Origin of the sequence: Roseburia sp. TF10-5 (genome assembly GCF_003462365.1) — a bacterium.
In the GTDB taxonomy this organism is placed as follows: Bacteria; Bacillota; Clostridia; order Lachnospirales; family Lachnospiraceae; genus Roseburia; species Roseburia faecis.
This window is the reverse complement of sequence record NZ_QTYW01000004.1, coordinates 1-26,062: the sequence shown is the minus strand read 5'-3', so window position 1 is coordinate 26,062 and position 26,062 is coordinate 1. Positions and strand designations below refer to the sequence as shown.

Genomic DNA, 26,062 nt, shown 5'->3' with positions numbered 1-26,062 from the left:
GCGATTTTTCTTTAAGGGGAGTTTTTTACAGCCCCTTTATTTTACTCATGTAACCATATAAAACTGGTTCCAGTAGAATAAATTTCTTGGTAAATGATCTCAGCCATCTCATCCTCAGATGCGTTACTATTCTTTCCACCTATCTCTCTTCCAACTTCATTATTATGTAAATCCATATCTCTATGAGCTGTTTTAGGATATCCATCAGCTTCGTTTCCTGTCACATCTTTGTCCTCATGTGCTGTCGCAAATAATTCTGCCTTTTCCTTTCCAATCAAAACTGTCATTTCAACATTCCAGATTCCATGACGAAAAGCATCACTTCTATCTCCTAATCCATTTGAACCAAATTTTGTGGCAGTCTGAGATGTTGCTATATCTTTTGCAGTATTCACTTTCAAAGCATCAAAAGGATATCGAATACATAATTTCTTTTCTGACTCTGTAAGAGCATTCCAAATATCAATAATACCTCTGCTAGAGCCTTTGATCTGAGGATGACGTTCGTTCATTATTTGCAAAATCATTTCCTCTTTATACTCCGGATGTTCCTCTTTGATACTTAAAATTTCACTAATAAGATTTTCAAACTCTGTTGATTGCATACTTGTCAAATTTAATTCCGATTGCTGAATTGTACTCGCCTGGACTGTAATCGGTGAAATTGTAGCTATAATAAGCATCATGCTTACTATTTTTATTATATTCTTCTTCATAAAAATTCTCCTTTTTATATTATCAATTGCATGTGGGTTTACTTTTCTCTTCTATGATGTGTTTGACTTTGTATGCTATATGATCACATATGTCTTTATTTTCAAATAGCACATGACACATATCGCAAGAACTAATAAATCGATTCCTCAATTTTTTCCTTTCATTCTCAGACAATAATTCTTGATATATATATGTCGTTCCTTTTTCTCTCAGCATACTACATATACTATTGTTATAAAAATTGTTTAACAAATCATCTACGCTATCATGGTATATATTACCTAAATATAATACTGACGACATTCCTGCCTCGGAACAGCACGGAAATACATTTCCATTAGGTAGAATTGTGAACGTATTCATGAATTCACATGCTCCATTTGGGAGTCCTTCCATATAAATGTATTCATCCTCTTTTATCCGTCTCGCCGCATGTCCTACAGGTACACAAGGTATTTCAACCAAATTACAATTTATCAGAGAATCTTCCAGCTTTTCCAGCACTCCTTTTAATCGTTTACTGTTTTTTGTTGATACGCAATTGACAATAATTTTAATATCAAGCTTTTTTGATATATCAACAATATTGGCAATAGATTGATATGGAACAAATTTTTCGTGAAAATCATCAACGCTTAATGTAAAGAAATTGACTCCTGATTTCTTGATTATTTCTAGTTTTTCAGATGCAGCATCATAATCATTTCCCCAGAATCCATTTGTAGTAAAAGTAACCCCTAAACCTAACTGTTTAATCTGTTCTATCAACCGTATAGCATCAGAAAAATATATAAAAGGTTCTCCTCCTGTTATTCCAACCATTCTTATTAATTCCTTTTTCTTCAGCTCTTTTATAACCATTAATGTTTTTTCTATATCAATTTTTTCATTAACTGTATTTGAACAGGATTGGCAGCATATATCGCAGTTTGCATTACATTTTCTGGTTAATACAACGCAAACACTTTGGAACCACATTTAATCGTCACCTCCATTGTCAAAGAAATTTTTCCAAAAATTCGAATCCATTTCCATCATAGTTACATAAATCTTAAACGCATTTTCAAATTGAATTTTTTGAATTTCACAGAGAACTCCCAAATAGTTGCCATATTGTTTAGCATCAGCATAGCAATATCCTCCACAAACTCTCCTCATTACACACTCTGCACATTTTTTAGAATAAGTATGGGATGTTATTCTCTCTTTCAATTGTATGCATTCTATTTCATCTACGGTTCCTAAGCATTCACTATTAAAACCGATCAATTTTTCACAATTATATAGTTCTTCATCAGGTGTGCAATATATTTTTTTGTACGAATAATAGCCGCACATTGGATAAAATTTATCCCAATTATCATACAAAGAACCTATAATACGTAAATAATTTCCAAAGAATTTTTCTTTCTTTGTCATCAAATTATCAACCATTTTCTTCTGAATCATTTCACAAGTTTTTCTTAATTCTATTAGATCATCCTCTCTAATTCGCAGTTTCTCGCTGTTCGTTAGAACAGCAATACAATCAACTTCATCAATTCCCGCTTCCCATAAAGATACTACCGAATTAAACAAACGTTTTACATTGCCTTGAGTCATCGTAATTCTTGCCAGCACTCGTACATTCAAATCTAATAAACGATGTAAATTCTGTACGACAATATCATAGCTATCTTGATTTCCCAGAAGTCTCCTATTTACATTTTGCGACTCTCTGTCCCCATCAATACTCAATGTAACTGTCACTTTATTAATTTTTAGTACTTCGAGAATTTCGCCGTTAATCAATGTACCATTTGTTATTACAAAATATCTGACTTTTTTATTTAACTGTTTCATCTTCTCATTTATATATTCAATCGCATACATAAAGCCAGATATATTTAATAGAGGTTCTCCTCCATAAAATTCAACTCGAACCAATGAGATTTCCTGCGGAATCTTACTTATCCACCAGTCAACAATCTTTTTTATAGTACTACAATCCATGATTTTTCTTGTTTTATTAAAACTTCCACCATTTTCATAGCAATAGATACATCTCATATTGCAATCTTGTGATAAAACAAGGCATAAATTCTGGAGTTCTACTTTTTCTCCCACTAGTTTTGCTTTTTGTTTTTTCCAGAGAATTAGATCCTCCTCATTAAATGGTTCTTCATGTATTATCTCGCTTAAATTTTCTGCTGCATCACCTGTGAATATGTCTCCGGATATATTATTGTAGTAATATACTTTTTTCCCAACTTTAAACTGGAAAATTTGATTATTATTAGTCATAAAATCTTTATTCCTTTACTTGTCGCAAATCTTCAAATATCTCAGGGTAATACATATATAACTTCGCATAAAACTTAAGTGCTTCATTAGTTATGATTTTAACGTGGTCGCACCAAAGCTTGCTATTTTTATTAATATCGCCAGTATTCATAAGCCTTACCTGCGCACATCCTGCAGCACAAATAGATTTACCCCAGCAAGCCTCGCATTCTTCATTAATTGGTTTTTTCAGATAGAATTTATTCCACTTTATGCCATTATATATATCACCAGTACAGTATTCTTCGTCCATTAACCTTTGACATTTATAAATTTCGCCCGTTGGATCAACCATAATCGTATACGGTGCATAATAACTACATCCAGTTAAATCCCAAACAGGAAAATTTATACAATCCACAATTTTAGTGAGGTTTCGCAAAACTTTCCATTGATCATGAATTACATTTTCGTACATCAGATCAGCTATTATTTTCACTTGTTCTTCGATAGTTACTAAGTCTTCTTCTGTTATCTTCAGTTTAGGATCATCTGTTGAAACCAAGTCATACTGTACTTGTCCAAATCCCATCTCCCATAAATCTTTTACAATATCTACTAAGTGTCCTACATCTTCATGCACCAAGGTTACTCTTGCAGTGAGGTTCTGTCTAATTTTCATAAGGTTTTTTACATTCTTATTGACAATATCAAAGCTCTTTGATCCGCCAGCTAAAGGTCTATTTTTATTTTGAATATGTCTTCCACCATCAATGCTAATGGTAACTGGAATTTTATTTTCAACTAAAAATTCTGCAAAGTCCTCATCAAGTAGAGTAGCATTCGATGTTATACTAAAATGTGGTCTAATATTATGTTTACTTAATAACTCTCTAACATATTTAACGGCAAACTTAATGCCTTTTTTATTGAGTAATGGCTCTCCTCCGAAGAAAATAACATAAATGTCTTTTGCATCCTTATTCAAGTACTTGTGCCAAAAGTCAATACAATCCTTAATTCTATCAATTGACATTATCCTCTTTGTTTTTCCATAATCGCCGCCATGCTCAAAACAGTAAATGCAGCGCATGTTGCAGTCATTAGAAACATTAAGCCATAAATTCAACAATACTTTTGAGTTTAGAAAGTCTTCCTCTTTAATATCTACTCCCTGATACAATGCAGGATCTTTATATCCTATAACTTTATTTTCATATGCCTTTTTTATATCCTCATACTCATGCTTAATTTCTTCGACTGTATAATCACAAGACAATTTCTCGCAGGCATATTCAAAAGTGCACGGAAGCATTTCAATTATCTTCTTTGTCAATTCCGTCTCTTCACAAAAATAACCGGTATCACCATCAATAAAAAACCGTCTTCCATCAACCACAAAGTGATGTGCATTTACCGCTGGATATAACTCATTTTTCATATTCATATTCCTCTTCTTTCCTTTTTATATATTCACTAATATAGTTACCTGATACACTTAGTCTATAAAACATATATAGCTGTAGTTTAAAAATATTTCTTTTGAAAATGCAATATAATGACTGGAATGACTCCTTGTTTTGCAAGACATCAGCAATACACTGCCCTCCGCACAAATAACGTGCCCAGCATTCTCCACATACAGCTGGTGTTTTAAGATCATCAAATATTGCTGGCGAATATGTCATATTTTCTATTTCTCCCATACAATATTTATCCCACATTAAAACATCACATGGATAAATCTTTCCATCTGGTCCGAAACAGCATTGATGGTATGGTACAGAACAACTACTCAATTTCGGCATTCGTTTTGCTAATGTCCAAATATTGTCCATAATAGGATACGCTGATATTGCTTTTCCCTGTTCAATTTTATTTACAACATATTCAGCCAACTGATTACATTCTTTATTTATTTCTTCAATTTGGTTTATGGTAAAATTGAATTCAGACTTATCGCTCTTTACAATATCAAAATGCACACATTCAAATCCCATTTCGTAACAGCTTTTAGCATATTCAAATAATTTATAATTATATGGTGTAAGCGTTATATGAACAGTGCTTTTGGGCCTCGTTCTAAAATAATCAAAGTTTTTTCGTATGTATTCCCATGAACCTTTTCCATTTTTCATTGGGCGTAGTAAATTTTGGATCTCTGGAAACTGACTATCCAAACTTAACATAATGTTAATCTGATGATGATCCAAGAATGCTTTCAAATCTTCATCTAGAATTGTGCCATTTGTTGTAATAAAAAAACGAACTTTCTTCTGTTTTTCTGCTGCTTTTTCTTCTGCATATCGTACAATATACTTGAAGCGCTCTATATTCATAAGTGGTTCGCCACCTATTATAGTTATGTAGAGCGTTTTTCGTTTAGCAGCGTTTTGGAACAAAAAGTCTATTGCCTGCTTAGCGTTATCTTCACTCATAGTTGCTTTTTTATTATGGGTTCCATCAATTGCGAAACAATATTGACATTGCATATTACATGCATTTACAGTATTAATTTCGATGCCTAAGAGTTTTTTTTCTTCTTCCCCTCCTTTTCCGGTGTTGTTCTTTATAAAATTAGCAAACATTTCATCTTGTTTAATAACGTCTTCAACTACCATCCGATACTCTTCTGGAATTGTGCCTCCTTGTTCTGCAATAAGAAATGCATTTTCAATTTCGGAATTAAACTTTATTAAACAAAGACTATTCTTAAAAAAAATAAACTGTTCTCCATTAACTTCAATCTTTTCCCATTGTCTCATAGCGTTTTTACAATAAACCTATTTAAAAGAAGGCTTGAATATTAAATATCCAAGCCTTCCTGCTCACTTTTGCTCACGTCATCATTTAGTCATTGTGACAAATGCCATGGCAGGAGCCGCCTGTACAGCCTTCCCCATCACAGATGTATGGGATAAAGCACGGATTAATAATAATGGAATCCGGCTTCTTTTCTGTAACATTAATAGGTTTTACCATAAATAGTGCCTCCTTTCTTTTTTTTATGTAAAAACCTTATAGGTTTTACACCAATTTTAAAGCTGAATAATTGAAGTACATATTCTCAAAATGCTTTTCCTGTGAGTAATAATTATTGCCAATTTATTTTGTAAAAACTCTTCTAATAAATCGCAAATTCTTTCCTCACTCTCTATATCTAGTGCCGATGTAGGCTCGTCTAATAATATTACAGGTTTGTTTTCCAAAATTACTCTTGCCAAATTAAGTTTTTGTTTTTCCCCACCAGACAAATTAGTCGTATTAGGATGGATATATGTATCTAATCCGTCTGATAGCTTCTTAATATCAAACATCAGTTTTGCTAAAATACTATACATTTTTTCATCTGCTATATTCCTATTGAACGGATCTAATATCTCTCTAACAGTACCAGACAACAGATTACTTTCTTGTGCCATTGTACTTATATTGTCATACAAATACTGAACATCTATATCATTAATGTCTATGCCATTAATATCTATTCTTCCCTTTGAGCATTTGCATTTCTTCATCAACAACCGAATCATTGTAGACTTTCCCATCCCATTTTCTCCTAGTATCCCTAATATCTGTCTATTAGATACCTGAAAGTTTACTTTCTTCAACAACTCTCCATCTATGTCATATGCAAAATCAACATTAGTAAACTTAATTGAATCAATATTTGTATCCAAACGCTTTCCATCCTGCTTTATTTCATCTTCTAATAGCTTATAAGCACGTTCGGAAATGGGGATACTTTTCTTAATTGCCATATATGCATCGCCTAAGTTAACAATAGGAGCATATAGTCTTTGAACAAAAATAGTAATAGTATATAATTGACCAGCGGTCATTTGACCTTTATCAATTTGAAATATTCCAATAATAATGGATATACAAATTATAATGTAATTATATACAGAACCAGCATATCTCCCTAGTGCCATTAGCTTTACAATAACGACAGCTTTTCTGGATAGACCCTCTATCTGTTCTACAAATTTTTTTCTCAATATGCCCCCTAAGCCTGCCATTGTGAAAGAGGTCATATTATTAAGTGTTTCATTCTTGAACGAAGCATTGATCTCCACATCCTTTCTTAATTCAACAGATTTTACTTCTGTTAGCTTACCAATTCTATTTTGGCACAAAGCCAATAGAAAGCACAATATCATGCTAACCAAACCAATACGTATATCGTACCAAATAAGAATTATTGTAATTCCAAGTACTAGGATCAAATTAACTAATAGATTTCCTAATATGGTAACCAGAACATTCTCCAACTGTGCCACATCTTCTCCCAGAACTTGTAAAACATCTCCTGCTTTCCAATTATTCCAAAAGTTCCAATCGCCATTAACACATTTTGAATAAACCTTCTTTTTAAATCCAAGCGAAAATTCCTGCTGTATTTTGTATATAACCACACTCTGTGTATATTGAAACAGAGCTGCAAGCATACCTGAACACAGCATCAAGAATAAGTAGGGCAAAACACTTGAGTATATATCTTTACCAAGCACAAGCTGATCTATAAGCTTTCCCATGTAATAAGGAAAAATCAGCGTCATAACCGAACTTCCAAGTATTACTACTATGCATTTAGTTTGTTTTAATAAAAACTTATCAATGGAACTTTTTATAACGTAAATAAGTTTTTTCATATCTCCTCCTGATGTTTTGTATTGTACTACAAAAAAACATCTTTTTCTTTTTCATGTAATTTTTACTAATATTGACGTAATATTTCCTGGATCGTACGCGTTTATCGCCCACATTGAAATGTATTAAGCCATAAAATATGCCTACATTATGATTTTGTCTTTAAATGTGCAAGCCACGACACCCTTGGTCTTGGCTGTATCCTTCCCACTACTAGGGCAGATTAGGGACTTTCACCCATTAGCGACGTGCGCCGCAAGGCGCACTAAAAAATGGGTAGTCCCAAAAGGAACTACCCATTTAAGTTAAGTATAGAAATTACTGTGTACTAATATTTTCAACTATTGACATTTCATGTAATCGTTTTGCTGGACTCTGTACTGCTAAAAATGAAGTCAATAAAACAATAGCAATTATTAATCCAATCGGAATGAAAGGAAAACTCCATGCGGTTTCCCAAATATTAGTAATTAAACTTACAAATACAACCCAATTCATAGGAATACCTATCACACATCCCAAAATCACACCGCTTATTGCGTAAGTCCCAGCTTCCGCAAATATCATTTTTCTAAGCTGACGATCACTCATACCTATTGCACGCATTGCTCCATACTCTTGCATTTTAGCTGCAACCCCCATACTAATTGTATTCATAATATGAAAAATAGTAATTGCAACAATAATAGTAAGAAATCCATAAACAAGCACAGAAAACGCACGATACATATTTCTTTGCTGTTGCACTTGTGCCAGGTTATTAGTAAATATTACATTATCACTTGTAAAAATATTTTCAATATCTTCTCCATCCTCCAGATGAGCACTATTTTTAAACTGCACATCAATAATTGTATAACCATTTTGTCCTGTTAATGCTGTAAACGTATCTTCAGAACAAAAAATTGTCTCTGTCCCCTCTACACGTGCTAATGGGCTATCTGATAAAATACCCGCCACCGTAACCGTATGTTCTTTATTATCAATAGATAAAGTAATATTGTCCCCAACTTGAATATCTGAATTTTCTTGTTTCACAAGCAAAACTTGATTTTCTTTCTGCATTACACTATCTATGGATCCTGATATTAAAGAGTCTGATGCCCATTCGAATTGGTTTTCTTCATATGAAATCAAATTTGCGTTATAGTTTTTTGTATCATGTTCCATTGAAATATCATAAGCGAACATTCGTCCGTATGCCCGTTTTACAGCATCATTCTGATTTACCTTATCTAATAGCGCTTTATCAATAGAACAGGTATTTGTTTCACTTGCTATAGATAAATCTGGTGTCCATGCTGGTGGTATAAAAGCGTTTTTCATAAAGTAAACTAGAGTAGTGAATGATAAGAACAATGTAATACATATAGCAAATGCACCAGTCATCAAAATGTAATTTCGTTTCCTTGCTTTTGCATGATGAATCCCCAATGCTGTTTCAATCTTAAACCATTTAGTATTTGCTGCTTTTCTAAAAGAAATCATTTGCCCCGTATTACCCGATACAGCCGTAAGCGGAGAAACCTTTGAAGCTCTTTTAGCTGGGGATCTAGCTGCCAGAAAGACAGTAATCAGCCCCAATATACTACTTGCAACAATACTTATCCAACTAATCCCTAATACCGGCATGTAAGAAAACCATTGCGGGCTAATCAATCGCATAATAGCCGATAAAATCCAAATAACAAATATTGAACATACAATTCCTATTGGTATTGCCGTCTTACACCAATACAATCCTTCATATCGAACAAGCCGCATAATTTGCTTCCTTGTTGCTCCTAAGCACCGTAGCATACCAAAAAATTCTATCCGTTGTGTAATGTTACTGTTTAAACTACTTGAAATCATTAAAACACATGTCAACATAACAACAACCGAAAGCATTAATGCCACTTGATAGATTTGATTAACACTTGTTTCTCCGGCTATTTGCCCCTGGACACTTAATAAAGGTATATTACCTTCCAGCTGATCATCAGATATATTATTTTGAGCTTTTATGTCTGCAATAGTGTTTGGAATATTACAATTCCGCGAAAAGCGAATCACAAGCTTTTCTTCATGATTGATGTTTGATGACTCTTTTAAATTGTCAAACCCTTCCGGTGTCAATACTGCAAGTTGTTTGTTTCCTTTGACTAATCTTGAAGCTTGCTCATCATCAAAAAAACCAACCACAGATAAATTAATCTGATTACCATCTGGAGTTTCTAAACTGATTGTTTGATTCAAGGAAATAGATGCACTATTTTTCAATGAATACGAAACCGCAATTTCATTTTCAGCATTTGGGTATTCACCTTCTGCAATATTATTCAAAAATACATCTTCAAATATATCCGCATTTTGTGAACAAATAGCGGTATTTTGTCCATTAACTGAGCATCCTTCATCTGAGGAAATAATATTTTGACAGCCAGAAATTTCCACTTCAGGACGTGATGAAATATAGGTTGCTGTTTTCGTATCAATCGAAGTAATTTCATAATGCCAGTTTCCATTTTCCTGCATTTCTTTTTGAGTAAGACCTTGCAAATACATGTCTGCAAGTCCAAACATAACCGCAACTAAAAAAACAGCAAGCGTAATACAAATCCGAGTCATCTTACTCTGCTTCCGATGGATCTTGGCAGATATAGGAACGAGGTTAAGATAATTTTTCATTTGTTGTTCCTCCTAAATCTGTAATTACACCATCGCTTACCCTAAAAACCTTATCTACGGAAGCTGTTAGATTGTTATTATGTGTAATCATTAATATAGTCTGTCTAAAATGACGAGATGCGTTTGTAAGCATATCCATAACGTCTCTACTATTTTTACTATCAAGGTTTCCAGTAGGCTCGTCAGCTAAAATTAATTTCGGTTTTGTAATTAGCGCCCTGCCAATAGCAACTCTCTGTTGCTGCCCACCTGATAACTGACTTGGCAAATGATGACGGCGTTCTGTAAGGCCAAGCAAGTCTAAAATCTCATCTACATCTTTCGAATTTGGTTTACGGTAGTCCAATAATAATGGAAACATAATATTTTGCTCCACATCCAATTCCGAAACAAGCTGAAATGATTGAAAAATAAAGCCAATATTTCTCCGTCTAAAAATTGTACGTTTTTCTTCTTTCATGGAAAACAAATTTTGCCGATCAATTAATATAGACCCGGATGTCGGTGTATCCAATGCACCTATACAATTTAGTAATGTACTCTTTCCTGATCCGGACTCTCCAACTACTGCAGCAAATTCACCTTTTTCAAGTGAAAAAGACACATTTTTTAAAGCATCTACTTTTGCCTCTCCTTTTCCATAAGTTTTACATAAATTTTCTACTCTTAAAATTTCCATACTTTCAACAACCTCCTTTCTACTAATGATAGCAAAAACAGCTTACATTTCAGTGAATTTAACCTTACGGTTTAGTAAGGAAAGATAACGTAAATGTAGTTCCCTGATGAAGAATGCTTTGTACCGAAATCAATCCATTTTGCCCCTCTATAATAGACTTTGCAAGAGATAGCCCTAGACCTATACCCTGCCTATCAAGAGAATATTTACTACGATAGAAGCGTTTAAAAATATGATGTATATCTTCCGGAGCAATCCCCATTCCATTATCAGTTATATAAATCCGCAGCATATTAGGAGCCTCTTCCCATGTAATACTAATAATTCCTCCTGCTTCTGTATGATCTAATGCATTTTTTACAAAATTACCAATTGCTTCACTTGTCCAATTCATATCACACAAAAAAGATAATTCAGGATTTCCATCCATTACAATTTTCTTATCTTCATTTTTTGCCCTTGTTGTAAGATCATTAACTCCATTTTCAACAACATCTTTCACAAGGCAACGCTTTTTCTCAAAAATAACATTTCCCGTGTCTAATCGGGTAATTTTTAGCATAGATTGGATTAACTGTTCCATTCTTTTTAATGCAATGCCTATTTTTTGTGAAAATTCTTCTACGGTTTCTTTGTTTTCCGGTTCATTTTCAATAATTTCCTGATACATCAAAAGAGCTGCCAATGGTGTTTTTAACTGATGTGAAATATCAGAAATGGTTTGTTTTAAAAATTCTTTTGTTTTCTGTTCTGTCTGATTTTTAGATTGCAGCATGGTGGCTAAATTTTCTACAGAAGCAAGTAGCTGATAAATTTCCCCTTCACTATGTTGCGGTAGATGACGAGAAAAATCACCGTCAGCCAAGCAATTTACAATATCATACGCTTCCTCATAAAGTTTACTCCTTTTTTTAAGAAAAATGAAAGTTCCTGTAAGTAAAATAACGGCAGATACAATAATACCAGATAATAAAAGATAACAAGAATGAATTTGGAATTCTGAAAGAAATGGAATCATACTACTACTTGTTTCTTTATTTATCCCAATCGAATTCAGCAATTCTGTTCCATTGGCATTTTTTGTTGTACTTGTGATAGCAGTTACAACTACTTCTTCCGGAACTTCTTGTTCCAAAAGAGAAGATGCAATATCTATATCATGTTCCAAATACATTAATCTTACTGCTGATACTTGTTTTTTGCAAAAGTATATGCCAAATGCAAAAAGAATAATCATAAATATAAACTGGAATATGAAATATCCTTTTATCTGTCTATCTCGAAAAAATTTCATATCTCCACCTCTTTCCATTTATACCCGAATCCTCTCACAGTTATCAAATGTTGTGGGTGTGAGGCGTCAATTTCAATTTTTTCGCGAAGCCGACGAATGTATACTGACAGAGTATTATCGTCAACATAATTTCCTGTATCATCCCATAATTCATGTAAGATATACTCCCTTGAAACAACGCGGTTAACATTCTTTACTAGCAAACACAGCAGACGATATTCTGCATTTGTTAACTCTATAATTTTCCCCTTCAAAAAAACACTACTCCCTAATAGATCAATTGAAATGTCTCCACATTCCAATACAGTCATTGTATCTTTGGTTGACATACTTGCCCTACGCTGCAAAGCACGTATACGCGAGAATAATTCTCCTAACTTAAATGGCTTTGTAACATAATCATCTCCTCCGCAGTCTAATCCTCGTATTACATTTACCTCTTCATCAGATGCAGTAAGGAATATAATCGGAATATACTTATTTCGTTTACGCACTCTTTCGCATATGTCAAAACCCGTTCCATCGGGCAAAGTAACATCAAGAATAATCAAGTCATATCGATCTATGTAAATTAATTGTTTTTTTGCATCTTCAACAGTACGAACAACTTCAACATCAAATTCCTGCTTTCTTAAAGAATATTTTAATCCGTCAATCAAGCTTATATCATCTTCCACTAATAAAATTTTATTCATATGTTTTTCCTTTCTGTCTAAATTTTCTCTGTACCCTACCATCAATTGGCTTTTCTGCATCTTTCGGTATCAACCACATACGACTAATCTTAGTCACTCCTGGTATTCGATTCTCTTTACATAACTTTTGCACTCGTCTTTCAGAAATACCCCATTTTTTAGCTGCTTCTGGAGCTGAAATAAACTCTATCATTTAACTTCACTTCCTCTTTTTATATTTTACACTTACTAATTATATACGGTTGAACGAACAAAAACAAGAAATAAAGTATAACATCATTTACAAACAGATGTGTTTGAATAAACCTCGACTCTCTTCAAATTTTCTTAGTTGCCTAAAATCATGATAAGATTTCCACTCTCCCTACACTTGAACTCTAGACATGTCATTTTTTACTAAGAAATTAACTTCTATCTCAAATATCTGCAACTTTATTCAATTAAAAAAAATGCTCACCGACATAATTCTCTGGCGATAAGCACTCCTACTTTAGCTTTCTTCCTTTTCTTCAGTATTATTTGTTTTAAAGATTTCAAAAATTTCCTCTATTGTTTTTCCTGACTCAAGCACAGATCTATATAACCTTTCTCTTTTCTGCTCTTCAATCTGTCGTTCAATTCTTATCTTCTCTCTCTTTAGATTTTTAAGTGTTTCCTCCGTAACTCTTATCTTTGCAATTACATTTGCCAGTTTATCATCCAGTGATATATTTTCTTTCTTATTTCTTCGCCTGGACATGAAAGATTCTTCCTGATTTTTAATCGTTATAACATTCAATCATTTTTTACGCACTAAAAAAGAATGTAGGAATCAACTTCCCACATCCTCATTAGTAGCTTGTCACTGTCGTATGCGACATTCGCAACAGCTCCTGTAATTTTGCGATCATGTAAATGATATAGACATAACCATCACTGTCGATCCAGCCATTTTTCTTGGATATGCTGATTCGATCAAGCAGAATTCCATAAAGGAGCTTTGCGTCTGTGGACAGGCTTGCAAACTCTTTTTCTGTGAACAGAGCTTTGGGTATCCGAAAAAAAGAAAACTGGTCAGATTCTTCTGCTCTGAAGTATTCAAAATCTGCCATAATTTATTTCCTATTCTTCCGCATTATTAAAATCACACCCTGATAATGTTTTCTCAATAACCTTCTCTTTTTCTCTAAGAGAAATATCTTTTCGTTTCCCCTTTTGGTATGGATCAGATTCAGTCAATCTCCAACTATATACCGACTTTCTCTTTCCAAATGAATCATTATATTTATAACGGTATCTTCCATCTTTATCCTGGCTCTCCCCAGTCGCTAACTTACGACCTTTGTTGTCTCTTCTAATTTCTGACAATCCGTATCTCTCCTTTTAATTTACTTTAGTTTTTAATCCAGTAATTTTCCATCTCTGTATGACCATTCAAGGTAGTCCGGATTCTGATAATATAAATCCGTATTAAATTCTGAAATTTTATCACTGATAAAAGAAGAAAAAATATTAATTAATTCCTGTACTTCTTCTCCCTGTTTTGCGCAGTCTTCAATCATAATACTATATAGTTTTCCAATATCAAGAAAACTTGGAATTGAATATTTACAATTCGATATCGTATCAAAATTTCCCTTTTTAATTTTGTAATAAGAAATTACTTCATCACTGACCTGCTCAAAGCTAAGACAATGATCCATTTCCGCATCATGTAGTAGTTTCTTAATACCTTCTTCACCGATGGCTTTAACGATATCACCTCTGTGATTCAAGGTCTCCCTTGCAATATACTCAATCAATGCACACACATAAAAATAATCATTTCTTTCTTTCGCTGTCATAAATTACCTCGCTTTTTATGAATGTCAAACAGTCAAGTGCAGACAATGTATGGAAACTGATCTGATGTGTGGGATACCTGAACTCAGCCAATGCCCAAAACTGCTTTCTGTTAATTCGTCCAGAGAGAAAATCATTTACATAATTCCAGACCGTATCATTCGCCATAGGTCCTTCCACAATATCATATATATGTGTTTTTCCACTCCTACATTTTGCAATAAAGTCCAACCACTCATCTGATATTTCTGAAAATTTTAAAATATTCAAATTTTTATTTGGCTTATATTCATAATAATTGATTATCGGTTCACCCATTCCTCGATTTGCCCATCTTATTGCCTGCTCCATATTATTGGTACAATAAAATCCCCATGAAAAATCTTTGGTATATTTTGCTTTTCTTATTTCAGGATATCTGACAATCTCCTTACTTGCATGATATAATTCCATACTTACTTACCTCATATAAAAATCTTCACGAAAAAATCGCTATACCGTTTATTACAGTATAACGATTTTTTATAAAAATTACAATTTTTGATTTTCTATCGCTGTGTATTTCCTTCATTCTGCTCTGAATCACTTAACATTGTAGCAATCCCGGAAATCTTAACCGTATCTATATCCGTATTTTCTATAAAAACACTCCGTATAAATTCTTTGTCGGATGTTTCAAATAACTGTCCCACCTCTCCATTTGCCTCAATATAGACCCGTTTATGCGCGGATGTCAGAATCCCCACACAAATTGTTTTGTCTGCGCGGATGTTATCGACCGTGATGCTGATTTTCTGTGGTTTTCCTTTAACCGCCCATTTGCATAACGTCTGTTTTGGAATCTCTGCGGAAAGTTTTATGCTATCCTCTATAATATCCTCAGGAAATGCATCCATAACTGCCTGTTTATAAACATCATACGGTTCTTCCTTTACCATATAACTGTGTCCGGCATCCGGATTTGTCTCTATTTGCGTCGCATAGCAGACCTGATTGTCCATAACCTCCATCTGTACATTCACTTTTTTCTGCTGTACAGTCTTTGCATAGATTTTTTGTACAGCTTTTTGTGTACCGATGCCGGCTCCACAGGTAAAGCATATACTGCCAAGAAAAACCAGAATAAAACTTGCCAAAACAGCCAGTGGTTTCATCTCTTTTTGTTTTCGGTACTGCTTCATCCGGCGGATACGCTCTTGTAAATGATTCTGCGCCCCAAACATGGAAAACGGAAATTCGAGAGGACGGGTCTCTTCCGTAAGCAGTTCAAGTGCTGCACGAAAATACTGTCCGACAGAAAAAACATTTTCGGAATCACGGCAGCATTCCATGTCGCATGCCATTTCCGACCAGAAATCCAGCCTGCGATTGAAAATATAGATCAGCGGATTATACCAGAATAAATCTTCCAGCACTCTGCCCACACATTTCAACGTCAGGATGTGCTGCCGCACATGTACAAACTCATGCGTAAGCACAATCTGCAGACTCTCCGGAGAAAAATCCCTCACCGGCAATACAATCCATTTATGAAATAACCCCAGCACCATCGGGGAATAAATACCATAGCAGCAATACACTTCTACATTTCCCCGGATCTTTAAACGCTCCTTTGTCCCCGCTGCAACGGGCTGCAGCCGTTTTTCCGCCGGCATCCGGTGCTTTTTTATGTAATGTTCCACCCGGTAATAACGAACCAGATGAAGCACAAGAACCGTTGCTGCACCAAGCAGCCAGACCACTCCCGCCACACACTCTATGTGCGCAATCACAGGTGTCAGTTCAAACAGGTGTCCCTTGATAAACAGTGCCTCCCCCATTTTGCGGTAATGCGTAACATACAACAGGAGAAACAGCCCCGGAAACAGCCAGAACGGTAACACCACAAGCAACAGCCCATATATATAGCGGTATTTTTTTAACCCATCCAAAACGCCTGCAACAACTGCATATACCGCAAATGCAATACTGCCTGTAAGTGCAGTAAACAGCCCCATGTAAAACAAATTATTGATCCAGTTCATCAATGCTCTTTCTCAACTCCTCTATTTCCTCTTTGGTAAGTTTATGATCTTTATAAAAAGCAGTTAAAAACTGTGCAACCGATCCACGGTTCCAGAATTTTACAAATTTGCGACTCTGCTCCTGCTGATAGGAAAGTTCCGGTATTATGATCTCATATGTGGCATTGCGTCCGCTCTGGTTCATCCTTAGAAAGCCCTTTTTCACCAGCTTTGCAATGTAAGTTGATACGGTCTGGGATTTCCAGTCTTTCCCGTATGTTTCGTTTGTCAGTTTCATAATTTCCTGTAGTGCCATTTCATGGGGATGATCCCAGATTGTTTTCATCACCATGGATTCCGCTGTAGTCAGTTCTTCCATATTTTCCCCTTTCATCGTTAACATTGATAATATTTTTGAGTATAAACTAAGATTATAGTTTTAGGTTATAGTGGGATAATAACATAAAGATATACAAATTACAACTATTTTACGCAAGTTTCAATATTTTACGACCAAAACAACATTTTTCTATCAATTTTGATAATTTTATTCTCTTGAAAACTTTCTGATTTTTTTATACTATATAGATAATGAATGTTACGAAAAAAAGTAATTTAATCACAATGATAACGGAGGAATAAGATGAAAAAAGTAACCGTTTTACTTATCCTTTCTTTGGCGATATGCCTTGCTGCTTGCGGGAAAAAAGTGAGTACACCTAATGAAATGTTAGATGTTGTGAAAGAAAAAGAAAATATATCTGCTGAAGTTGATATGATAGAGTGTGGCCGTATTGTAGATAATGATACTACCATAGTTGTCGGAATGACAGGGGAAAACGACAAAACATATCATTATTATGCAGCACAGTTTTCCAAAAATCAGGATGGAAAATATAAATATAAAAATGCCATTTCCTTGAATGATATAGGATGGCAATTAAGGTTAGGTAAACTGAATACCGGATATATCATAGTCTGCAATAATGAAAATGTTAGTACCATACAGGCTGTCATATCGCCACGAAATGGAGCTGATATAACCAAAAATATAGAAATTAATAATATTCCATTTGTATATTATTTGGACATGTCAAATATTCCATCTGATTATGATATACAATACAAGTTTTTAAATGAAAATGGAGAAGAAATTCAGTAAAATAGAAGGGTCTTTTAGTCAATGTTATTATGTAATCAGAACCACCGGCTGAGCCGGTGGTTTGTTCACGCCCTATAAAGGCTCATTTCCGGCGTTTGAGTCTAAAGACTCGTTGAATTGGGCGTCAGCCGCAATCCATTTACTTACCGAGCCCCCTGGGCTCTATTTAATGGTTTGCTTTTACTGGCTCACCCGTAAACGGGTCTATATACTCTTTTAACGTCATTTGATCATATTCTAAATCTTCTTTTAATTGATTTTGAATATACTCTTGAATTTTCTTTACATTCTTTCCTACGGTGTCAACATAATAACCTCTACACCAGAAATGTCGGTTTCCAAATTTATATTTCAAATTTGCATGTCTTTCAAATATCATTAGGACTTTGGTGCAAATACAATGTAATACTTACAGTTCCATTTTATATGTGATAAACTATTACTGTCCATTATGGATACCTCCTGTGATTAAATGCGGTTGGCGAACCTGCATTTACTATATCACTGGAGGTTTTTACTGTAAGCTAAAGCATTTTCAACCACTCGCATAGCAAGTGGTTTATTTGTTGAGCTTGGCTCAACATGCAAATTCCGCTTCATCTATTTGATCTCTGTTTTATGATAAGTACAATAAATAATTGGCAATAACGTCACACTTAAAATGGGGTATATTACCATCATAATTGGAATTGAACCAACAATTTTCCCACCAATTTGATACAAATTAAAAATATTGATAATCTCATTAATCTGCAATAGTTGATCAGGAAATACTCCTAATGTGCCCTTTAAGAAATGGAAATTTGATAAAAATAATGGTAAAACCAAAATAGCGAATGGAATTGTAACCGCCACTACTGCTGTGTGTGTTTTCGCTGATATAAGCATAGACAATAGCAAGCAAAACAATGTTCCAATATATCCCGATACAATCGTGAGTAAATATAATTGCATATAAGTAATATTGTAGAAGGACTTCCAGTACCAAAATCCCGTCTGTATCATAACATTTCCACCATCAAAACCAAGACAGCCTAATACAATGACTGAATATAAAGCAATAATCATCCAATAAATAGCCGTTACTACTATAAGCCCTGCTATAAGCTTAGCTCTCGTTCCCCTAACCCTTCCGTATTTTGTCGAGAAGAATATGGAATCCGCTTTCCAGCTAAATTCATTTGGAAAAATACCTGACACCAGGAATGCAGATACAAGCATAACTAACATAACAATTGTTTGCGCATAGTGTAATGCTGATTTCCAGCCATCATAATCTTCATAATATAATGGTGTTTTCATCTGATGATATCGTTCTAACAAAAAAGCTTTTTCTTTTTTATTAAATAAATCTTCGGTTTCTTCAGAACTTAGCCATTTTTCCAAACTTTTTTCTCGATTTTCATATAACTTACCAACCTCATCTTTCGATACAGAATCAATACGATAGTAGTTGAAATCTCGAAACTCACAAAATCCCATATTAATCATATCTTTAATTTCTGAAAAGCCTTGCACTTTGGAATCATGTAGCAAATTGGCTGTATAGTCCCCCTGACGAATTGGATATTCTTCATTTACCTTTCTGTATTCATCTATAACTGCCTGTAATGCTGCTTTATCCAAAACACCTTCCCATCTCTGCTTTTCTTTCCGCAGGTTTCTGGCTGCTGCTATTCCCGTGTGCGATACCCCTCGGTTGTCAATGTACGTGATATTTGTAATCGCAAAGTAACAGGATATAACAAGTGAGAATAACAACACGATCAGCGATATCCTGCTAATAGTTTTAGAAAAAATTTTTTTAATTTCAAAACATATCATTCCATCTCACCACCCTTTTCTCCAAAATAATATAGGAACACATCCTCTAATGTTGGCTCCACCACAGATGCTCCATGAATAGGCGGTTGATCAGCAATGATACGCAATTCCACCATTCCCCTCTCTGCCTTCATATTTGACACCTTAAACTGTTTCATCATTTTAGTTGCTTCTGCCTGCAATACTTCACACGCATATACATTTTCCTGCATAGAAGCAAGCATATGATCCAGATCTCCCTGTTGTACAATCTGTCCTTCCTTCATCAGCCAAATCTCATTTGCAATATATTCTACATCTGAAACGATATGCGTTGACAAAATAACAATTCTCTCCTCTGACAGCTCACTAATCAGATTACGAAAACGCACTCTTTCCGTGGGATCAAGTCCGGCTGTAGGCTCATCCAAAATAAGAATCTTTGGATTGTTTAGCATTGCTTGAGCAATTCCTGCTCTACGTTTCATACCGCCTGAGAGTTTTTTCATCTTTTTATTAACACTTTTGGCAAGACCAACCTGTTCTAATAATTCTTTTACTCTTTTACCTGCTATCATAGAACGGATTCCCTTTAAACTGGCAATATACATTAGATAATCCTTTACTGTAAAATCCGGATAAAATCCAAATTCCTGTGGTAAATATCCAAGTAAATTTCTGTACTCTCCATCCATTTTGAAAATATCTTTTCCATCACATAAAATCTTGCCACTTGTCGGTGGCAATAAGGTACAAATCATTCTCATGAGTGTCGTCTTACCTGCACCGTTCACCCCCAATAGTCCATATACACCATTGGTTATCGTTAAATTCAAATCATCTACTGCACAAAAATCGCCAAACTTTCTTGTAACATTAACCATTTGTAATTTCATAACAACTTACCTCCAAAAAACGATTACAACCATGTATCGTCTTATATACTGCACAAAACAAAAAACATATTGCAAATACGAACAGCATAATCCATATAGGAACAACAATATTGCCATAAATAGCATTATTCATCGTAATCCCCCACCATATGCCCCCCCATAAAAAACAACCTACTATAGATGTTGCTTCATTCAGCAGACTACAGTTTAACATTACAAAACAGATACCCGCTGCAATAACCATAGGGAATAAAAACTGTACTAACAAATCTGTAAACTGCATTTTCATATTGATACAGGCTACTGTTAAAAAGATTGTGAGCATAACTATATCAACAATCCCTATCAGGAATATCCTTGCGGAATAAATCTGTCTTAAAGAGAACAAACAAGTTACCTCTATTTGACAAGAGTTACTCTCCTTATTTCTCCAAAACTCAGGAATAATCATCACTATAAAAAACACTGAAGCAACTCCCAGCATTCTCATAAAATAAGTTGTGTCCTTCAGAGATGGCATAATTAGAAATACCAAAACAAGCAACATCGCCTGTAACATCCACCATCTCTTTCGAATCAACCGAAACTGTGAAAAAAGGAATTCTGTATAACTCATTGTATTTTCAGACTGTACTTCCATCACAATCTCCTTGGATTTCTGTATCGTTTCTAAAATCTTTTCTTCTCTCGGAGTAACACTATTTTCTCTTTTATATGTTTCCATCATCTTTTCCAGGTTCATGAGAATCCTCCTCTCCCAATAATCTTTTTAATTCTTCTTTTGCCCTTTTGTGTCGATACTTTACAAGTGGTAATCCAATCTGTAATATGTCTGCAATTTCCTTTAACTTAAAGTCTTGAAAATAGAACATTATAATAATTTCTTTTAGTTCTGGATTCATCTGTTCAAGTGCTTGTTTCACATATATTTGTTTTTCCTGCTTTGGGATACCACCATCTGAAATCAGTTTTCTTTCCAATACTTCCTTCTCTACACAATCTGCCTTCCATTTCTTTACGTGATTTTTACAAAGATTACCTGCTATCACATAAAGATAATTCTTTGCTTTTCCAATATGCTGATAGGATTGTATATTATTCATAAAGCGAAGAAAGGTTTCCTGTGTTAAATCTTCCGCTTCTGTTTGATCTAAACAATGATATTTACAATAAGACAAAATATCTCCATAATACTTCCGCACAAACTTATCAAAGGCTTGTTCATCCCCTTGTTTCATTTGCAAGATTAAAATAACATCATTCAAGTTGCCATCCTTCCTCATTTTGTAATGCATAAACGTTTATTCTAATATATATAACAACTGACTGACCAAAAAAGATAGTACAAGATGGGTATCAGATGCTTCTGATTCAATAGTATAGTCTTATTTTCGTCACCACCACGCTTGAAATATGCCCCGACTTGAGCTCACGAAAACTGAAATGAAATTGATTGAATAATTATTCTCCTGAGATTTTTCTGATTATTTTATGCTATATAGAAAACAAATATTTTTAGAATTGATTATGTAGATTGCGGTTTGAAATTTTCCAGATGGTTTACTGCATACCTACAACAAGGAACGCTCCCCGTTTGCAGTAATTCCACTGGAAAAGTAACCGCCTGTTTACTCCTCGATTCCGGCAAGTGCCGTCAGTTTTTCCTTTGTAAAATGATTAAAGACCGCAATCGTACGCCCTACAAGGATCACGGCAAGCACCGTTCCGATCCCGATCCCATGCAACCGCCCGGTGCAGACCAGGCTGATCACAATCGTAATTGTCACGTTGAGCATATCAAAACAGTTCTTCGTAAATCCGACACTTCTGTGAATACAATCCGCAATCGCCTGTACGATTCCATCGCCAGGATTAATAATCCTGCAATATAGATCAATACACGATAGATCATTGATTTTTTCATAGAATAATTTTCCTTTCTTCTATAACCTATTATGCACTTTTTTATTTTTTTTCAATGCCTGAGATTCCTTCTTGTTTTACTTGACATTTTGTATTGTTTGTATCATTATAACTAATACAAAATATTGTATGATATTTACGGAAGGAGAAAACATGGTAATTTCCATCAATGATGCCTCCGAGATTCCGATCTACCAGCAGATCCGCAATCAGATCGTGCTCGGCATTTCGGACGGGCGGCTTGCTCCGGGCGAACAACTTCCCACCGTGCGGGCACTGGCAGAGGAGATCGGTATCAACTCCATGACCGTCAGCAAAGCCTACACCCTCTTAAAGCAGGAGGGCTACATCTACACCGACCGCAGAAGCGGTGCCCGCGTGCGGCAGGAATTTGAAACGAATAAAGAATTGTCGGAAAAATCCCAGGAACTGCTGCGCCAGATCATTTCCGAAGCGAAAGTAAGCGGCATGACGCAGACAGAATTTTTCGACTTATGCAAACACATCTATAAGGGGTGATTGTTATGATTATGAATATTATCTTTTTTGCAACCATGTATCCAATCGTCTTTATCATACTGTTTTTATTTTCCACACAAAATAAGTATGAGAACGGACGCCTGTTTGCCGTAAACATGAAAAAAGAATGGATAAAAGATGCCACCGTCGCAGACATCCGGCAAAAATTTAAAAAGGAAATGCGTTACTACGCCATTCTCCTTGCGATTGTTCCATTTGTAAGTCTGCTGACCTCCCATATGTCCATTCAGCTTACCATCTGGATGTTCTGGCTTCTGGCAGCGATTTTTCTGCTTTCCCTGCCGATCATGCGTGCGAATCACCGGCTGAAAACATGGAAAACGCAAAACCATCTGTACGAAGACCGGCAGCCAGAACATTATGTGGAATTAAAACAGGCTGGCTCCGTAAGAAAAGTCCGGTTTCTCCCGTTTTTCCTGCCAAATATCATCAGTATCGCAAGTGCCCTGTTGCTGCTTCCAAAGTCCAGCGGGCTTGGGATTTCCTGTCTGATCGGTGCCTCCTGCGGGCTGGTCTTCTGGCTTGCAGCTGTATGGATAGACCGCCAGCCGGTTTCCGTCATCAGTACGGACAGTGACGTGAATATCAATTATGCACGCGCAAAGAAAAACCTCTGGAAGAACTTCTGGCTGATCTGCTGCTGGCTGAACACGGCACTGATCCTGTTTCTGGAGATCCTTACCCTGTCTGCCAGACACATGGGAATATGTTCCATCGCCGGCATGATTGTTTATACACTGCTTTTACTCCTGCTGTGCATTTTCTGCATGATAAAGCTGAAAAAAATTGACCGAAGCTATGCACAAAAACGAAATCTGACCAGCGATGAAAATGATGACAGAAACTGGATCGGCGGCATCCTCTACTACAATCCATCCGATCCCCATACGATGGTAGAACAGCGCGTCGGCATCGGGACAACGGTAAATATGGCCACATCCCTCGGAAAAGGACTTACTATTTTCAGTGCCATTATGATGCTTTCCTTCCCTCTGTTATGCATATGGCTGATTCAGGAGGAATTTACTCCCATTGATCTGGTGATCCAAAACCACACACTATGCGCACAGCATCTGAAAACAGATTATCAGATTCCGCTTAGTGAAATCAAAGATCCCACACTTCTTACCGCAAGTGATCTGCCAGACTGGACCAGAACATACGGCACCAGCATGGATACATTGGAAAAAGGCACATTTACCATCTCCGGAGGGGAGGATGTCAATGTTTTCTTAAATCCAGAAAATGATGCATTTCTCCAATTTTCCGCAAATGGGAAAACTTACTATATGGGCGGTGTAGACGATACCCAGACAAAGGGGATTTATGAAGAACTGCTGACCCATTAGGTCCGCAGTCTTTATTGGAAGGTCGCAAGACTTTTTATATCATACGTCCCCTGTATGACTGGATTTACTGATAAAAGAAGACATCTCTGTTCCAAAAAATTTAATGAACCGGTATATTCACAAAACGTCTGTTTCAGAATCTGTAGATGAAGAACTTCCGTTTGATTAAACCTTGTAAAAATGGTGGTTGATTTATTGACCATCGCGAAAAATTGAAAAACTTACACCATTACTTCACAAACTTTATTCAAATTTTATTTCAGGTAAACTTAAATAGGATGTGGGACATATGGAGCTTTTTCTTTCGACTATGTCCCACATTTTCCTTTTGTTGGGACATATGCAGATTTTCTTTTGACTATGTCCCACATTTTCCTTTTGTTGGGACATATGCAGATTTTCTTTCTGATTATGTCCCGTTTTTGGATTTCTGTGGGATGTTCCCTCGCCTTTTTTTTGCATATGTCCTGCTTTCGGATTTCTGTGGGAGGTTTCCTCGCCTTTTTTGCATATGTCCTGCTTTCGGATTTCTGTGGGAGGTTTCCTCGCCTTTTTTTGCATATGTCCTGCTTTCGGATTTCTGTGGGAGGTTTCCTTGCCTTTTTTGGCATATGTCCCACCTTTTAATACCGCCACAAAATCTTTATCAGATGATACTTATTTGTTTATCAACATACCCTGTATATAAATTTCCAGAGCAAAATACTCTCATTTTCCTGCCTTTCAGAATTATTTAAAATGATAAGTAATTAACTTTTGCACAATTGCAGTATCCAGCGGCTGCTCCATAGTCTCATATGTTGTAATCAGCCGATCTCCCGGATATATCCCATTTCTCGCATACATATGTAACTTATCCGCGGCATTCTTTGCATATTCAGGCAAGTCCATCTTCCCAAAATGTTCCCAGTAAATTTCTTTTCCTGTCAGCGGATGAAGAATTGTAAAATCCGGATAAAACACTGCCTTCCCGATTTTTAATTCACACTCATAACGGTATGCAATTTTTTCCATATATAAATTCATTGCAATCAATGCTTCTGACTTGGATCGTACATATTCATTTTTACAGCTTTTATACTTCAATTGTTCGGGATAATTGGGATTTTTAGGATAGGAAGTATCACTCCATATAAGTTCTTCCTGCGTAACCATCTGATAGAATGGACAGAGCAATTCCTGATACGCCGGATCTTCTGAAAGAAACCTGTCCGACTTTTTATTTTCACCAACTGCATGTCGTTGATAAAGTTCTAATGCATACAGTTCTTTTTTACACTCTGTCTGTTTTTCCAATAAGAATCTTTTGTATGCCAACTGCTGTGCATACTCTCTGTGTTTCTTTGGAATATACGTCTGTGTGTGACCGTCACTGTGAAACCATTTCACCCGGTTTCCATTGTGAACACAAATAATTTTTCCATCAGGAAGATGCAATAGTTCTTCACTGATTTGTTGTAATTCTTTCGTAAGCCTTCTCTTCTCCGAAAGAGTCTGATGATAAATTGTTATAAAAACCTCTCCTTTCTGTGCATTAATATGATAGGCGTTTGCGAAACGCCAAACACCGCATAAATACGGTATTTTTTGTTGTT

The 26,062-nt window shown here is 35.4% G+C and carries 28 protein-coding genes and 2 pseudogenes; 3 read left to right on the top strand and 27 right to left on the bottom strand.

From position 1 onward, the window contains the following. Positions 1–41 precede the first annotated feature (41 nt). From DXD06_RS05290 to DXD06_RS05205, 19 genes and pseudogenes are all read right to left on the bottom strand, one after another. A complete protein-coding gene (locus tag DXD06_RS05290) occupies positions 42–716 on the bottom strand; it encodes a DUF6973 domain-containing protein (RefSeq protein WP_117830926.1) in 675 nt (224 codons plus the stop codon). 22 nt (positions 717–738) lie between these two features. Further along, positions 739–1,695 carry a radical SAM/SPASM domain-containing protein gene (locus DXD06_RS05285; protein ID WP_117830925.1) on the bottom strand — a complete coding sequence of 319 codons (957 nt, stop codon included), beginning with the start codon at positions 1,693–1,695 and terminating at the stop codon, positions 739–741. Then, positions 1,696–3,000 carry a radical SAM protein gene (locus DXD06_RS05280; protein WP_117830924.1) on the bottom strand — a complete coding sequence of 435 codons (1,305 nt, stop codon included), beginning with the start codon at positions 2,998–3,000 and terminating at the stop codon, positions 1,696–1,698. 7 nt (positions 3,001–3,007) lie between these two features. Then, a complete protein-coding gene (locus DXD06_RS05275) occupies positions 3,008–4,420 on the bottom strand; it encodes a radical SAM/SPASM domain-containing protein (RefSeq protein ID WP_158569486.1) in 1,413 nt (470 codons plus the stop codon). Next, the gene (locus tag DXD06_RS05270; RefSeq protein WP_117830922.1) at positions 4,410–5,744 is read right to left on the bottom strand and encodes a radical SAM/SPASM domain-containing protein; all 1,335 of its coding nucleotides are present in this window, start codon (positions 5,742–5,744) and stop codon (positions 4,410–4,412) included. The genes DXD06_RS05275 and DXD06_RS05270 overlap by 11 nt, the downstream gene beginning before the upstream one ends. A gap of 85 nt (positions 5,745–5,829) precedes the next feature. Continuing rightward, positions 5,830–5,961 (bottom strand): hypothetical protein, encoded by a 132-nt coding sequence (locus DXD06_RS17695; RefSeq protein ID WP_278308191.1) that lies wholly within the window; start codon positions 5,959–5,961, stop codon positions 5,830–5,832. A 56-nt stretch (positions 5,962–6,017) separates the two neighbouring features. Continuing rightward, positions 6,018–7,634, bottom strand: coding sequence for an ABC transporter ATP-binding protein (locus DXD06_RS05265; RefSeq protein ID WP_117830921.1), 1,617 nt, complete (start codon positions 7,632–7,634; stop codon positions 6,018–6,020). A 316-nt stretch (positions 7,635–7,950) separates the two neighbouring features. Continuing rightward, on the bottom strand, positions 7,951–10,302 hold the full coding sequence (locus DXD06_RS05260) for an ABC transporter permease (protein ID WP_117830920.1): 2,352 nt from the start codon (positions 10,300–10,302) through the stop codon (positions 7,951–7,953). Next, positions 10,286–10,981, bottom strand: a complete 696-nt coding sequence (locus DXD06_RS05255; protein WP_117830919.1) for an ABC transporter ATP-binding protein — start codon at positions 10,979–10,981, stop codon at positions 10,286–10,288. Before DXD06_RS05255 ends, DXD06_RS05260 begins: the two co-directional genes overlap by 17 nt. A 64-nt stretch (positions 10,982–11,045) precedes the next feature. Next, positions 11,046–12,275: a sensor histidine kinase gene (locus DXD06_RS05250; RefSeq protein ID WP_117830918.1), complete on the bottom strand. Its 1,230-nt coding sequence runs from the start codon at positions 12,273–12,275 to the stop codon at positions 11,046–11,048. After that, positions 12,272–12,970 (bottom strand): response regulator transcription factor, encoded by a 699-nt coding sequence (locus DXD06_RS05245; protein ID WP_117830917.1) that lies wholly within the window; start codon positions 12,968–12,970, stop codon positions 12,272–12,274. The genes DXD06_RS05250 and DXD06_RS05245 overlap by 4 nt, the downstream gene beginning before the upstream one ends. Further along, entirely contained in the window at positions 12,963–13,163 is a 201-nt protein-coding gene (locus DXD06_RS05240; protein WP_117830916.1) for a helix-turn-helix domain-containing protein, read from the bottom strand. Before DXD06_RS05240 ends, DXD06_RS05245 begins: the two co-directional genes overlap by 8 nt. A gap of 297 nt (positions 13,164–13,460) precedes the next feature. Next, positions 13,461–13,709 carry a flagellar export protein FliJ gene (locus tag DXD06_RS05235; RefSeq protein WP_117830915.1) on the bottom strand — a complete coding sequence of 83 codons (249 nt, stop codon included), beginning with the start codon at positions 13,707–13,709 and terminating at the stop codon, positions 13,461–13,463. A 91-nt stretch (positions 13,710–13,800) separates the two neighbouring features. Then, the gene (locus DXD06_RS05230) at positions 13,801–14,061 is read right to left on the bottom strand and encodes a replication initiator protein A (protein ID WP_243000867.1); all 261 of its coding nucleotides are present in this window, start codon (positions 14,059–14,061) and stop codon (positions 13,801–13,803) included. Between the two features lie 43 nt (positions 14,062–14,104). Further along, positions 14,105–14,317: pseudogene (locus DXD06_RS05225) on the bottom strand (integrase DNA-binding domain-containing protein); the annotation flags it as partial. A 32-nt stretch (positions 14,318–14,349) separates the two neighbouring features. Continuing rightward, entirely contained in the window at positions 14,350–14,793 is a 444-nt protein-coding gene (locus DXD06_RS05220) for a hypothetical protein (protein ID WP_117830913.1), read from the bottom strand. Next, positions 14,771–15,244 (bottom strand): DUF3990 domain-containing protein, encoded by a 474-nt coding sequence (locus DXD06_RS05215; protein WP_117830912.1) that lies wholly within the window; start codon positions 15,242–15,244, stop codon positions 14,771–14,773. Before DXD06_RS05215 ends, DXD06_RS05220 begins: the two co-directional genes overlap by 23 nt. Positions 15,245–15,339: 95 nt before the next feature. Beyond that, positions 15,340–16,815, bottom strand: a complete 1,476-nt coding sequence (locus tag DXD06_RS05210) for a M56 family metallopeptidase (RefSeq protein ID WP_117830911.1) — start codon at positions 16,813–16,815, stop codon at positions 15,340–15,342. Then, positions 16,799–17,173 (bottom strand): BlaI/MecI/CopY family transcriptional regulator, encoded by a 375-nt coding sequence (locus DXD06_RS05205; protein ID WP_022046507.1) that lies wholly within the window; start codon positions 17,171–17,173, stop codon positions 16,799–16,801. The genes DXD06_RS05210 and DXD06_RS05205 overlap by 17 nt, the downstream gene beginning before the upstream one ends. Before the next feature lie 264 nt (positions 17,174–17,437). Here DXD06_RS05205 and DXD06_RS05200 point away from each other — a divergent pair, with 264 nt between their 5' ends. Continuing rightward, on the top strand, positions 17,438–17,956 hold the full coding sequence (locus tag DXD06_RS05200; RefSeq protein WP_117830910.1) for a hypothetical protein: 519 nt from the start codon (positions 17,438–17,440) through the stop codon (positions 17,954–17,956). 166 nt (positions 17,957–18,122) lie between these two features. Here DXD06_RS05200 and DXD06_RS05195 read toward each other — a convergent pair. From DXD06_RS05195 to DXD06_RS17235, 6 genes and pseudogenes are all read right to left on the bottom strand, one after another. Further along, positions 18,123–18,406: pseudogene (locus DXD06_RS05195) on the bottom strand (transposase). A gap of 150 nt (positions 18,407–18,556) precedes the next feature. Further along, on the bottom strand, positions 18,557–19,582 hold the full coding sequence (locus tag DXD06_RS05190; protein ID WP_147343608.1) for an ABC transporter permease: 1,026 nt from the start codon (positions 19,580–19,582) through the stop codon (positions 18,557–18,559). 194 nt (positions 19,583–19,776) lie between these two features. Beyond that, positions 19,777–20,655 (bottom strand): ABC transporter ATP-binding protein, encoded by an 879-nt coding sequence (locus DXD06_RS05185; RefSeq protein ID WP_117830908.1) that lies wholly within the window; start codon positions 20,653–20,655, stop codon positions 19,777–19,779. After that, positions 20,636–21,397, bottom strand: coding sequence for a hypothetical protein (locus DXD06_RS05180; protein ID WP_117830907.1), 762 nt, complete (start codon positions 21,395–21,397; stop codon positions 20,636–20,638). Before DXD06_RS05180 ends, DXD06_RS05185 begins: the two co-directional genes overlap by 20 nt. Continuing rightward, positions 21,366–21,920, bottom strand: a complete 555-nt coding sequence (locus DXD06_RS05175; RefSeq protein WP_227249907.1) for an RNA polymerase sigma factor — start codon at positions 21,918–21,920, stop codon at positions 21,366–21,368. The genes DXD06_RS05180 and DXD06_RS05175 overlap by 32 nt, the downstream gene beginning before the upstream one ends. Positions 21,921–22,283: 363 nt before the next feature. Then, on the bottom strand, positions 22,284–22,532 hold the full coding sequence (locus DXD06_RS17235) for a DUF6198 family protein (protein WP_278308194.1): 249 nt from the start codon (positions 22,530–22,532) through the stop codon (positions 22,284–22,286). 199 nt (positions 22,533–22,731) lie between these two features. Between DXD06_RS17235 and DXD06_RS05170 the strand changes: the two genes are divergently transcribed. Both DXD06_RS05170 and DXD06_RS05165 read left to right on the top strand, forming a co-directional pair. Further along, positions 22,732–23,097, top strand: a complete 366-nt coding sequence (locus DXD06_RS05170) for a GntR family transcriptional regulator (RefSeq protein WP_117830906.1) — start codon at positions 22,732–22,734, stop codon at positions 23,095–23,097. 5 nt (positions 23,098–23,102) lie between these two features. Beyond that, positions 23,103–24,467: a DUF5808 domain-containing protein gene (locus DXD06_RS05165; protein ID WP_117830905.1), complete on the top strand. Its 1,365-nt coding sequence runs from the start codon at positions 23,103–23,105 to the stop codon at positions 24,465–24,467. 308 nt (positions 24,468–24,775) lie between these two features. Here the strand turns inward: DXD06_RS05165 and DXD06_RS05160 are convergent, their stop codons facing one another. Beyond that, a complete protein-coding gene (locus DXD06_RS05160) occupies positions 24,776–25,078 on the bottom strand; it encodes a hypothetical protein (protein ID WP_147343607.1) in 303 nt (100 codons plus the stop codon). A gap of 118 nt (positions 25,079–25,196) precedes the next feature. Beyond that, positions 25,197–26,062, bottom strand: an 866-nt coding sequence (locus DXD06_RS05155; protein ID WP_117830903.1) for a hypothetical protein, incomplete at its 5' end; no start/stop codon positions are given.